At 50.5% G+C, this 12396-nt stretch carries 11 protein-coding genes and 1 pseudogene; 9 read left to right on the forward strand and 3 right to left on the reverse strand.

Annotated elements, in window-relative coordinates:
• Positions 1-67 precede the first annotated feature (67 nt).
• From hypF to ACX9GV_RS06840, 8 genes and pseudogenes are all read left to right on the forward strand, one after another.
• Positions 68-2394: pseudogene (hypF, locus tag ACX9GV_RS06805) on the forward strand (carbamoyltransferase HypF).
• 70 nt (positions 2395-2464) lie between these two features.
• Positions 2465-3055: a HupE/UreJ family protein gene (locus ACX9GV_RS06810; RefSeq protein ID WP_473197507.1), complete on the forward strand. Its 591-nt coding sequence runs from the start codon at positions 2465-2467 to the stop codon at positions 3053-3055.
• A gap of 278 nt (positions 3056-3333) precedes the next feature.
• The gene (locus ACX9GV_RS06815; RefSeq protein ID WP_473197994.1) at positions 3334-4875 is read left to right on the forward strand and encodes a cobyric acid synthase; all 1542 of its coding nucleotides are present in this window, start codon (positions 3334-3336) and stop codon (positions 4873-4875) included.
• Positions 4872-5414 (forward strand): bifunctional adenosylcobinamide kinase/adenosylcobinamide-phosphate guanylyltransferase, encoded by a 543-nt coding sequence (gene cobU, locus ACX9GV_RS06820; RefSeq protein WP_023490423.1) that lies wholly within the window; start codon positions 4872-4874, stop codon positions 5412-5414. Before ACX9GV_RS06815 ends, cobU begins: the two co-directional genes overlap by 4 nt.
• A complete protein-coding gene (gene cobS, locus ACX9GV_RS06825) occupies positions 5411-6157 on the forward strand; it encodes an adenosylcobinamide-GDP ribazoletransferase (protein WP_023490422.1) in 747 nt (248 codons plus the stop codon). Before cobU ends, cobS begins: the two co-directional genes overlap by 4 nt.
• 22 nt (positions 6158-6179) lie before the next feature.
• Complete coding sequence (locus ACX9GV_RS06830) at positions 6180-6791, forward strand: adenosylcobalamin/alpha-ribazole phosphatase (RefSeq protein ID WP_473197508.1); 612 nt, start codon at positions 6180-6182, stop codon at positions 6789-6791.
• 12 nt (positions 6792-6803) lie between these two features.
• On the forward strand, positions 6804-7862 hold the full coding sequence (gene cobT / locus ACX9GV_RS06835; protein WP_473197509.1) for a nicotinate-nucleotide--dimethylbenzimidazole phosphoribosyltransferase: 1059 nt from the start codon (positions 6804-6806) through the stop codon (positions 7860-7862).
• A 168-nt stretch (positions 7863-8030) separates the two neighbouring features.
• Complete coding sequence (locus tag ACX9GV_RS06840; protein WP_473197510.1) at positions 8031-8255, forward strand: hypothetical protein; 225 nt, start codon at positions 8031-8033, stop codon at positions 8253-8255.
• A gap of 80 nt (positions 8256-8335) precedes the next feature.
• Here the strand turns inward: ACX9GV_RS06840 and ACX9GV_RS06845 are convergent, their stop codons facing one another.
• Complete coding sequence (locus ACX9GV_RS06845; protein ID WP_473197511.1) at positions 8336-8803, reverse strand: helix-turn-helix domain-containing protein; 468 nt, start codon at positions 8801-8803, stop codon at positions 8336-8338.
• A 183-nt stretch (positions 8804-8986) separates the two neighbouring features.
• Entirely contained in the window at positions 8987-10387 is a 1401-nt protein-coding gene (gene cycA / locus ACX9GV_RS06850) for a D-serine/D-alanine/glycine transporter (protein WP_473197512.1), read from the reverse strand.
• A 675-nt stretch (positions 10388-11062) separates the two neighbouring features.
• Between cycA and ACX9GV_RS06855 the strand changes: the two genes are divergently transcribed.
• Positions 11063-11491, forward strand: coding sequence for a universal stress protein (locus ACX9GV_RS06855; protein WP_023490415.1), 429 nt, complete (start codon positions 11063-11065; stop codon positions 11489-11491).
• A gap of 116 nt (positions 11492-11607) precedes the next feature.
• Here the strand turns inward: ACX9GV_RS06855 and ACX9GV_RS06860 are convergent, their stop codons facing one another.
• The gene (locus ACX9GV_RS06860; RefSeq protein WP_473197513.1) at positions 11608-11832 is read right to left on the reverse strand and encodes a DUF2594 family protein; all 225 of its coding nucleotides are present in this window, start codon (positions 11830-11832) and stop codon (positions 11608-11610) included.
• Positions 11833-12396 lie beyond the last annotated feature (564 nt).

The raw sequence follows: 12396 nt of genomic DNA on the forward strand, positions 1-12396 counted from the left end.
CTTGAATGATAACGGGGACGACAAGAAGGGTAGGATGGTCCATAGCGAAGCGCTGGAACAAGATACCATGCTTGGTGATAACGGCCTGCGCCTGCGAGTCAAAGGCAAAGTGCAAGGCGTGGGGTTTCGCCCTTATATCTGGTTATTAGCCCAGCGGTTTAATCTGCGTGGTGAAGTCAGTAATGATGGTGCCGGTGTGGTGATCTGTTTGTGGCCATCCCCTGACATTGCGGAGTTTTTACGTATCTTGCCGCTAGAGTGTCCCCCGTTAGCCCGTGTTGACAGCGTTATCTCGCAACCTTTTTGCTGGCAGCAGGAGCCAAAGGACTTTGCCATTGTCAGTAGTGGGGCCGGGCCACTGGGTACTCATATTGTGGCAGACGCCGCCACGTGTGCCTGCTGCTTGCAGGAATTGAACTCACCCAGTAACCGGCGTTATCACTATCCCTTTATTAACTGCACGCATTGTGGCCCACGTTTTACCATCATTTATCGTATGCCCTATGATCGCCCCAATACTTCCATGCATGCTTTCCCGCTGTGCCCGCAATGTCAGGCTGAGTACCAGAACCCGGCGGACCGCCGATTTCATGCGCAACCTAACGCTTGCCCAGTTTGCGGCCCACAGCTTTGGCTGAGTGACGGGCAAGGTGAGGTGATGGCAACCGCAGATCAAGCGGTGCAAATGGCGGCACAAGCGCTGCTGGCGGGGAAGATTGTCGCGGTGAAAGGGATTGGTGGTTTTCATCTGGCTTGTGATGCCACCAACCCACAAGCAGTGCAGTGCCTGCGTTTGCGTAAACATCGCCCAGCCAAACCGTTGGCGGTGATGGTACCTGATACCAACTGGTTGCAAGCCTGTGTTCAGGTGGCAGAAATCAGCAAGTTACTTCAGGTGCTGCAGAGCCCGGCAGCACCAATAGTTTTGCTGCCAGAACACCCACAGAGTCCGTTGTGTGCAGAGATAGCTCCCGGGTTAGGTGAGATTGGCGTCATGTTGCCTGCCAACCCCCTGCAACACCTATTGTTGCAACAAGTTGCTCGCCCATTGGTGATGACCTCGGGCAATCCTGCGGGGAAACCCCCGGCATTAACCAATCAACAAGCGTTGTCACAGCTCGCCGGGATTGCCGACCTCTGGTTGCTGCATAACCGCGAGATCGTTCAGCGGGCAGATGACTCTTTGTTGCGGCTCACTGAGCAGGGCACTGAGATGCTACGCCGGGCGCGGGGTTATGTGCCAGATGCCATCACCTTGCCCCCTGGCTTTACTGCTCAGCCGGCTGTTTTGGCCTTGGGTGCCGATAACAAAAATACCTTCTGTTTGTTATGGGATGACCAGGCGGTAGTCAGCCAGCACTTGGGATCATTAGGTGATGAAGCGACCCAACAACAGCAGCAACAATTGATCGCGCTATTTGGTGAGATGTATGGCGTTACCCCTCAGGTTGTGGCGGTTGACGCCCACCCTGGCTATCTTAGCCATCAACAGGGGAAAGCCTTGGCTAAGCAGCAGGGGATTCCCTGTGTGGAAACCTTTCATCATCATGCGCATTTGGTCTCCTGCCTGGCGGAACATGCCTGGCCGCGTCATGGTGGCAAAGTGATTGGTTTGGCACTGGATGGATTGGGTTATGGCATTGCAGGTCAACTGTGGGGCGGCGAGTGCTTGCTGGTGAGCTATCAACACTGTGAACATCTCGGTGGCTTGCCAGCGGTGGCATTACCGGGGGGGACTTGGCAGCACATCAACCCTGGCGCAATTTGTTGGCGCAGTTTTTACGCTTTGTGCCAGATTGGCAACAGTTGCCGGAAGCCAGTGCGCTGCCGCAACCGCAAGCGACCACCTTGGCTCGGGCGATTGAGCGGCGCATCAATTCCCCCTTAGCCTCTTCTACCGGGCGCTTGTTTGATGCAGTGGCCGCGGCGTTACAGATGGTTCCAGCGCAAATATCCTGGGAAGGGGAAGCCGCCTGCCAACTCGAGGCCTTGGCACATCAGGGCCATCATGCTAACCCACCGGTGACGTTGCCTTTGCTTGGTCATCAGTTGGACTTGGCCACTTTCTGGCGGCAATGGCTGAGTTATCGTGCCTCGCCAGCCCAGCGTGCTTACGCTTTTCATTGGGCATTAGCACAAGGTTTTGCGCAACTGGCACGGAGTGCGGCAGATAAGCACGGTATTCATACCGTCGTCTTGTCTGGTGGGGTATTACATAACACCTTGTTGCGGCGATTATTAGTGCAACAGTTGTCGGGGTTACAGGTTTTGCTGCCATCACGTTTGCCTGCGGGCGATGGCGGGGTGGCATTAGGGCAGGCGCTGATTACAGCAGCCGGCTATCACTCATTATCGGATGATAAGAAGGAGTCTATACCTGAGTTCAATCAGTAATCATGGATTTTAACGTTAACCTATCCAATCAACTTCAGGTTGCAAGGGTAAAACTATTTTGGTGATCACAATGCGTATTATTGTCAAAACTATGGCTGTATCTCTATTGGCGCTATTCCCGATGTTGGCTTTGGCTCATGTGGGGCATGATGGTGGCACTCATCATGTGTTGAGTTTTACTGAAGGTTTTATCCACCCACTGACCGGGATGGACCATATGGTTGCCATGATCCTGGTAGGGGTCTGGAGTGCCGTGAATACCCGGCAATGGTGGTTGGCACCGCTGGCCTTTGCCGCTTTATTGTTGATGGGGGCAGTGGTGGGGATGGCCGGAGTGACGCTACCGGGCACTGAACTGATCGTGGCGGGGTCACTACTGGGTATCGGCCTGATGGTAGCCCTGCAACTGAAATTGTCGGCGATCAGTGGCGCGCTGATCATTGGTGCTTTTGCGGTTTTCCATGGTTTGGCACATGGCGCCGAGCTTTCTCACTCTGCCGCTGCACTTTCTGGTATGGTGATTGCCACGGTATTACTTCATCTGTGCGGTTTGGCGATCGGTTATCTGTTGGCCTCTTCGCGTACCCACATCCTGTGGCCCCGTTTGATTGGCGGTGGTTCATCATTACTGGGCATTGGCTTGCTAAGCGGTTTGTTTTAATACCGATAATCGCGTTATGGATAGAGGGAATGGGGCCTAGTCAGAGCCCCATTTTTGTTGTCTTTATCCATCGGCAATCAAACTGCAGGGGTGTTGGCTACTATCATTCACCCTAGTCACATAGTGGGCTATGTTCCCAGGGATTCACTCAATTGCCGCCTACCTGCAACTTGATTGAACTTGGCTATTTATTTAAGGACGGCAAATTGAGCGCGCAATAGTTAAAAACAGATGAAACAATAGGTTAAGATGGTGCCTGGGCGAAGTGGAGAGAGATGATGAAGCGATGTGTCATGGTGCAAGGAACGGCTTCCGATGTGGGTAAAAGCCTCTTGGTTGCCGGTTTATGTCGAATTTTTGCCCAGGATGGCTATCGTGTCGCCCCGTTCAAGGCACAGAATATGGCGTTGAATTCCGGTATTACTGCCCGTGGTGAAGAGATGGGGAGGGCGCAGATTTTTCAGGCGGAGGCCGCAGGTATTGAACCCGATGTGCGGATGAACCCGATATTATTGAAACCCACCGGGTCCCATCAGACTCAGATGGTGCTGATGGGCAAAGTCGTTGGCAATAGGGATGCGGCGACCTATCACCAAGACAAACACCAACTGCAGCAACAAATTAGTCAGGCCTACCACAGTCTGGCCAGTGAATATGAGTTGATGGTGCTGGAGGGGGCGGGTAGCCCGGCAGAGATCAACTTGCGTGAGCGGGACATGGTTAATATGGCCATGGCAGCGATGGCTCAGGCGCCGGTATTGTTGGTAGCAGATATTGATCGTGGCGGGGTGTTCGCCGCTATTTATGGCACCTTGGCTTTGTTGCAGCCTGAAGAAAAAGCCCGGGTAAAAGGGGTCATCATCAACAAGTTTCGGGGTGATATCAGGTTACTGCAGTCGGGATTGGAACAGATTGAAGCCTTGACGGGGGTGCCGGTATTGGGGGTTATCCCCTGGATGAATATTGATCTGGAAGATGAGGATGGCGTGGCGTTGCAAAATGGTCAATATGCCCCTGCCGTGGCTGAGCAAGTGCTGAATATCGTGGTGATCCAATTACCTCATATTGCCAACTTTACCGATTTTAATGCGCTTTCAGCGCAACCTGATGTGCAGCTACGTTATATATCACACCCTGCGCAACTGGCTGGGGCCGATCTGATTATCTTGCCGGGCAGCAAAAATACCCTGGGGGATTTGCAATGGTTGCAGCAAAACGAATTGGCGACGGCGTTATTGGCGCAGCATCAGGCTGGGGTGCCGATTGTCGGTATCTGCGGGGGTTATCAGATGCTGGGTAAACAGATTATCGATGGGATAGAGTCTGGCGTAGCGCAAATGGCAGGTTTGGGGTTGCTGGATGTGGAAACTCAGTTTGCACCACAAAAAGTGACCACACAGGTGGCAGCCGTTAGCCAGGCGTTTTTACCCGGTTTATGGCGTGATTGTGCTGGACAGCCCCTGGCGGGTTATGAAGTTCATCAAGGTGTTACACAACTTGGCAATCAAGCCCTGCCTTTTGCTGAGTTAACTCAACGTAATGGCCAGCCAGAGCACACCCCAGAAGGGGCGGTAAGCTGCGATGGCAAGGTGTTGGGCAGCTATATCCACGGTTTATTCAACAATGACGCCTTTTGCCGTGCGCTACTTAATGGGTTACGCCAGCGTAAAGAGTTAGCGAATTATGCTGGCCCAGAATTGAATTATGCCGCCTATAAACAACAGCAGTTTGATATTTTAGCGGATACCCTGCGCGCACATCTCGATATTGCCAGGCTTTATCAGATAATTAATGAGCATCGTGAAGAGGTTGTTGAATGATCCTGATTACTGGCGGCGCACGGAGTGGTAAGAGCTCTCTGGCAGAAAGATTGGCAGCAGAGGCCAGCAACCAGGTGTTGTATATCGCGACCTCAGTGGTGACTGATGATGAAATGGCGGAACGGGTTAAGCAGCATCGTCAGGCCCGGCCAGCCCATTGGCGTACTTGGGAAGGAACACAGCCCTTAGCACCGGTCATTGATGCTCAGGTGGCCGGCGAGGCGGTGATCCTGGAGTGTATTACCACCTGGATTGCCAACCTGATGTTTGAGCTTACTGCTGAGACGGCCATTGAAGCGATCGACTTCGACGCAGTAGAAACAGAGATTCAACAGCAGGTGACTGAATTGCTCGGTGCCTGTGCTCGCAGCCCGGCGACGATTTATCTGGTGACTAATGAGCTAGGGATGGGGATCGTACCTGAAAACCGTTTGGCGCGGCATTTTCGTGATATTGCCGGGCGGGTCAACCAACGTTTGGCAGCGGCGGCTGAGTCAGTATTTTTAATGGTTGCGGGTATTGAGGTGAAAATTAAATGAGTTTGCGCCTGTTTCTGGCTACCCTCCAATTTATGACGCGTATTCCGTTGCCTGAGCGTTACACCCAAGGGGTAGCTCTGCATCAGTATCACCGGGGTATTGTGGTTTTTCCGTTAATTGGCTTGATTGTCGGTGCTATTGGTGGGGGCGTTTTTACTGTATTAGCCCCCTGGTGTGGTGTCCCACTGGCGGCACTCGGTTATGTACTGGCATTGGCGCTGGTCACCGGTGCTTTTCATCTGGATGGTTTGGCAGATACCTGTGATGGCGTTTTCTCTGCTCGCAGCCGTGACAAGATGCTGCTCATTATGCGCGATAGCCGCCTTGGCACCAACGGTGGGTTGGCGCTGATTTTTATTGTGTTGGCGAAGGTCTTGCTGGTGAGTGAACTGGCATTGCGTGATTTGCCAATGCTATCAATGTTGGCCGCCGCAGGGGTCGCCAGCCGCACGGTATTGGTATTACAGATGTACCGCCAACGTTATGCCCGTGAAGGCGAGGGCTTGGGCAACCTCTATATTGGCCAGATCAGCCTGGGACAAACCTTATCCACGCTGATTATAGGGGCGATACTGATCATGCTGTTAGGGCATGGCAAGGCGTTGTTCGCTTTGGGCTGTGCATTGCTGGTGCAACTACTATTGCGTGCTTATCTGAATCATCGCTTGGGTGGGCAGACTGGCGATACCTTGGGGGCTGGGGTCGAAGTGGCTGAGCTGGCCTTTTTAATCGCGCTGTTATAAGTGGTTGTTATAAGTGAATGTGATGCGTTTATTTTTGGTTCGACATGGTCAAACCTTGGCAAATCAGCAAGGGGTGTTCTGTGGCATAACGGATGTACCGTTGACCCCACAAGGTGAGTTGCAGGCGCAGCAGGTGGCGCAATGGTTGGCTGCCGTGCCCTTTACCCAGGCGTTGAGCAGTGAACTATTGCGTGCGCGTCAGACCGCAACCACAGTGCTTGGGCAACGTCCGTTGGTGCTGCAAACCGATCCTGGTTTTAACGAAATGAATTTTGGTGACTGGGAAATGCGCCATCACCGCGAGTTACAGCAGCAAGATACCCAGGCTTGGGATGCCTGGTTGGCAGATTGGCAACAAGCTTGCCCCACTGCGGGTGAATCTTTCCCACTCTTTTCCCAGCGTATTAGTCAGCAGGTGCAACGGTTGTTAAGCCAGAGTAATGATGGTGATTGCCTGCTGGTAGCACATCAAGGTTCGCTGAGCTTGCTGATGGCTGGATTATTGAATATGCCTGCCGCCGGGATGTGGCATTTCCATTTTGAACAGGGGAGTTACAGCGTGCTGGAGATCAACCAGGGATTTGTCACGCTACGGGTGTTTAACAGCCGTACCCACTGGCAACCTGCAATATAAGAGAATACAACGATGCAAACCTTATCTTCGATAATCGAGATGATCACCCCGCTAGATGCTGGCGCGATGCAACAAGCGGCGGCAAGAATTGATGGTTTACTTAAACCTCCTGGTAGTCTCGGTCGCCTTGAGCAGTTGGCTATTCAATTGGCTGGGATGCGTGGCTTCGACAAGATGCTTGCCACGCGTAAGCAGATTATGGTTATGGTGGCTGACCACGGCGTTTATGCCGAAGGGGTCGCGGTTTCTCCACGTGAAGTTACCGTGATCCAGGCATTGAATATGCTAAAAGGCAATACCGGCGTTTGCGTGTTGGCGGCTAATGCCGGAGCAGAGGTGAAGGTGATTGATGTCGGTATCGACAGCGAACCACTACCGGGGTTAATCAATATGAAGGTGGCCCGTGGCAGTGGCAATATTGCCCGTGAAGCCGCCATGACACGGCAGCAGGCGGAGGCCTTGTTGCTGGCCAGTGCCCAGTTGACACTTGAGCAAGCGGCGCAAGGTGTGAAGTTGTTTGGGGTGGGTGAATTAGGAATGGCCAATACCACCTCTGCTGCCGCGCTAGTGAGCGTGTTTACTGGCAGTGATCCGCAGGATGTGGTCGGTATGGGGGCTAATTTCCCCAGTGATCGCCTGTACCATAAGGTTAATATTGTGCGTCAGGCCATTGCGGTTAACCAGCCCGATAGCTCAGATGCCTTAGCGGTGTTGGCCAAACTCGGCGGCTACGATTTGGTGGGTATGGCAGGGGTGATGCTGGGTGCAGCAGCAGCAGGGGTACCGGTGTTACTGGATGGTTTTCTTTCCTATGCTTCGGCATTGGCCGCCTGCGCTATTGCGCCTGAGGTTCGTCACTACCTGCTGCCATCGCACTTTTCCGCCGAGAAAGGTGCGACCATCGCCCTCAACCACCTGCAGTTGGCACCCTATTTATACTTGGATATGCGCTTGGGTGAAGGGAGTGGCGCGGCTATTGCCATGCACATTGTGGATGCCGCTTGTGCCATGTATCACAATATGGGGTTATTGGCAGACAGCAATATCTCTATTCCTGGCAGTGCGAGCTGATTATTTCCTGAGGTTTGATCAATCAGGTATGTCGTAGCAAATCTGCCTGTCTGTTCGGGGCATCTGAAGAGAGACGCCTTGGCTATTTGGCGGCTGTCAGCGTTGCGTGATTTGTTGTATCTTTAAAAGAGACATAGGAATCGGCATGAGAAAGCTATTGAACAAACGATGAAAAGTCTTAAGCCACGCCGCCCACAGGGGCGCTGGATCTATTACATTCTATATGAAGATATTCTGTGGCCATGCCCGGTAAAATGGGAGTGGGAGAATAATTTCGGCATGTGGCTGCCTTTTTACTATTCACCCACACTCGAATTTGTTGCTGGTGATCCGGCCAAGGCGGTTAAAGTGACCAAGTCTTTGCTAACCAGTACACAGTCAAAACGCATTTAATTTATCGGTTGCTATTCAAGGCTTATCGCTTGAATAGCAACCAACATCATTTAGGGCCTTAAATGTTCCGACGGTGCAAACTAATGGGGGAGTTTGAGTTTTTTTTCTAACCGCCGTTGTTGCCAACGGTTGATAGGGGTATGTACTAGCAGAGTTCGAAGCACCGGGAAAACGCTTGTTAATCCGATAGCACCAATGGGCCACAATGACCATAAATATTGTGGAGAGGTGAACCAATTCACTGCCAGAAGTAACAAACTGAGGAGGATAAAACTCGACAGTTTATGCAACAGTATTGTTTCATTAGCAATTTTTTGCTTAAGCTGTTGCTGTGTTTCGTCATCAGTACTTATGGACTGAGGAGAGGAAGTCAGTTCATTGACCAGTAACCCCAATGCACAAGCAATGGCATTGAGCGTATCCAAACTTGCCTGTTCACCATTTTCGATGCGTTGAATGGTGCGAGTACTCAACCCAGCAATGGTTGCTAATTGTTCCTGTGACCAACCTTTGGCGACACGCAGCTCTTTAATCCGATATTGTTGCATGCTGTTCTCCTGAATGACGTGAATGTCATTAATTTTAAGCAGTTATTGGTCAATTCTCCACGACAGTAACCCGACAGCAAGATGACGACAGCACGACAATGCGTTGTGATTGCCAATTAAAGGGGCTGGCACAGCAAGCGAGAGCACCACGCCGCACAGACTGGCGGCGTGGTGCTAATCAACTCAGACGATTTTCTTACGGCGGCAAAATTGATACCCGATCGCCAAAATAACAAACCACACAGGGGTGACGACCAAGGCTTGGCGGGTATCGTCACGCAGTGATAGCAGCACCAAGACGAAGGCGAAGAAGGCCATACATACCCAGCACATCAGTTTACCTGCTGGCATCTTGTAGATTGATTTCTGGTGTAATGCCGGGCGCTGTTTGCGATAGACCAGATACGAGCAAAGAATAATGGTCCAGACAAACATAAACAGGATGGCGGAGACGGTAGTCACCAGTGTAAAGACGGTCATCACATCGGGGATCAGATAGATCAAGACCACGCCACTTAACAGGCAGATGCAAGAGAAGGTCAGGCCGTTGGCGGGGACTGAGCGCTTAGAGAGAGTAGCAAAGGATTTTGGCGCATCTCCTTCTTGTGCTAGTCCGAACAACATGCGGCTGGTGGAGAATACGCCACTGTTTGCAGAAGAGGCCGCAGAGGTCAGTACCACAAAATTGATGACGCTGGCAGCGGCAGGCAAGCCAATCAGCACGAACAATTCAACAAAGGGGCTTTTGTCGGCAACCACTGAATTCCAAGGTGTGACGGCCATGATCACGATCAGCGAGCAGACATAAAACATGATGATGCGAATAGGGATCGAGTTGATGGCACGTGGCAGAACTTTTTCAGGGTCTTTGGTTTCTGCGGCGGTGGTGCCCACCAGTTCGATGCCGACAAAAGCGAAGACGGCAATCTGAAAGCCAGCAAAGAAGCCGCTGATCCCTTTCGGGAACATGCCACCATCATTCCACAGGTGCGAGAAGGAGGCCACGCTGCCATTGGGAGCCTGGAATTGCATGGCAATCATCACCAGCCCAATCACGATCAAACCGACGATGGCGACAATCTTGATCATCGCAAACCAGAACTCCATTTCGCCGAACATTTTCACCGTTGCCAGGTTAAGGCTGAGCAGTAGCAGCACGCACAGCAAAGAGGCAATCCACTGTGACAGCTCAGGGAACCAGAACTGTGCATAGGCAGTAATGGCCACTACGTCGGCAATACCGGTCACCACCCAACAAAACCAATAGGTCCAGCCGGTAAAAAAACCGGCCCAGGGCCCTAGTAGGTCGGCAGCAAAATCGCTAAAGGACTTGTATTGCAAATTAGATAACAGCAGTTCGCCCATCGCACGCATTACGAAGAACAACATAAAGCCGATGATCATATAGACGAAAATGATAGAGGGCCCGGCCAGGCTGATGGTCTTGCCGGACCCCATAAACAAACCTGTACCAATGGCTCCGCCAATGGCGATTAGCTGAATATGTCGGTTGGTCAGATTCCGTCGCAGATGATCTGTTGTACCACTGGGCGTGTCCGTTGTTATTTTAGAATGATCTACCATCTGGTGATGTCCTGTTTTACCTGTCATGAGAGAGATACCTGTTGCCTTCAAGCCATCGGCTATTGGCTGAGTTCCTTGCAACTGGAATTAACTTGTGGAGCAAGAGTGAGCTCTGTAGTGGCCCTTTAATTTTTTTACTGCACACCTTAGTGAAGTGGTTTTCATTCACTTTTGCTTAACATTTTTACAGCATTTTAAGGTGGGATAACAACCGATTATTCTTATTCGAGGGAGGCAAATCGGACACTCGGCGAGAGAAAGGTTACTCTTTGCCATGATAAATGAACAGATTTTAGTATTATTATCTTATTGATTACTCAGGTTTTGTTATTTTGGCATGAAAAAAACTAATGTGAAAAAAATAGTCCGTTGAATTATTTGACCGGTGCTCGGTATCGCGGGACGGGCGCATTCCTGCAGGGAATAATTGAGTTTTAACCAGTTATTGCCGTGTCTAATCAACTTTGTTGGTGACTCGCTCACTAAGTGGCACTGCTTTCTTTACTTTTGCGGTCTTAGTCACAAAAATATAAATCATTAATCCAGGCACGGTTGTCAGCGTATTGATGTCACGGCGTGCGCGCCGCTGATCACAAAAGCGGCATAAATGAGTACCTGCACTGCCTTACCCACGATAAGCTATGATTATTACGGTAAATTGAGAAGGGATTGGATATGTACAAGACCATTTTAGTACCGATAGATATTGCGGAAGATGTATTAACCGAGCATGCCCTGAAAAATGTCGAGTATTTAGCCAAGATGTCTGGTGCTCAAGTGCATTTCTTTCATGCACTGCCGGATGCATCAGCGTTTGTTACTGCTTATTCGTTTGGCATAAAAGAGTTTGAAAATCAGGCGGAAGTGAAAGCAGTTGAAGGGCTGAAGAAAATCATGGAGCAGATCGATCTGCCACAAGATCGTCTTGCTTATACCATCAGCTTTGGTTCACCGCGGGATGAAGTGCTGTTATTGGCTGAAGAGATAGGCGCGGATCTGATCGTTATTGGCTCTCGTCGCCCCAGTGTTAAAACCTATTTACTGGGTTCCAACGCCGCTGCAATTGTTCGCCATGCCAAAATATCGGTGATGGTAGTCAGATGATCATGAAAGAAAGCAGCTCCGCTCTACCCTCGGCGGGTCTGCTGCGTAATTGCCATCCGATGTTTTAAAAGGCTCACCAAGGGGCAGACCGGCAGTCTGCCCATCACAATAGATGATTATTGGCGGTAGCCGTGCTTAATCTGTTGAATACTGTTTTGGAAGATTTCAGCTTGAGCGGGATCTTCAATTTGCGCTGCAAAACGCTCCAGATTGATGATGACCTTACCCGCATCGGCTTGACCAATCGCTTTTAAAATCAGTGTCAATGTGGCTTTAAGGCAGGCAACTTCTGTTGCCAGTGCTTCTGGGGTGGTAGAGGTAGTGAAATCAATATTGCTCATTTTATCTCCTGATTTTAAGGTTTTCGGCAGCAGTTAGCTGTATAGTCAAATTTATTCAAATTGCAGCCAGAAGGCAACGCAGTAACGCATCTCAAGTCAACAACTGGTCGCCGCTGGCTGAGGATAGGGGTTTTTGAGACTGGCTCAAGGCCGAAGGATTCATTGTAGTGATACAAGTGCTGGCTATCTATCAGCAACCGATCAGCCACATAAGTGAGGCTGCGTGTAAATATTAATGGTTTACTTTAAGTCATTGAATAAATATTCAGTTCATAATTTTTGATATTTTAGCTAATTTTTTAATCAAATCTCAAATTTCCATGAGGTAGACCAAAAATTTTGGCTGAAAGTTAAACCTGGTCATGAATATGCACCAAATAATTTGATGAACTTGTTCGACACGAGTGAGAGAGTCGTAAGTAGCATAGATAATTATTGCGGTTGGCACTGCCGTGTTTGGTTGGTTTTTAGGCGGCTTTTGGTGTGCTAAATGCCATTATTTTTATTTCAAATACCTGGTTAATGCTTTTTTGATGGGCGGTTAATGTTGTAGCAAAACAGCCC

The sequence above is a fragment of the Serratia sp. 25CWL12 genome, assembly GCF_055790885.1.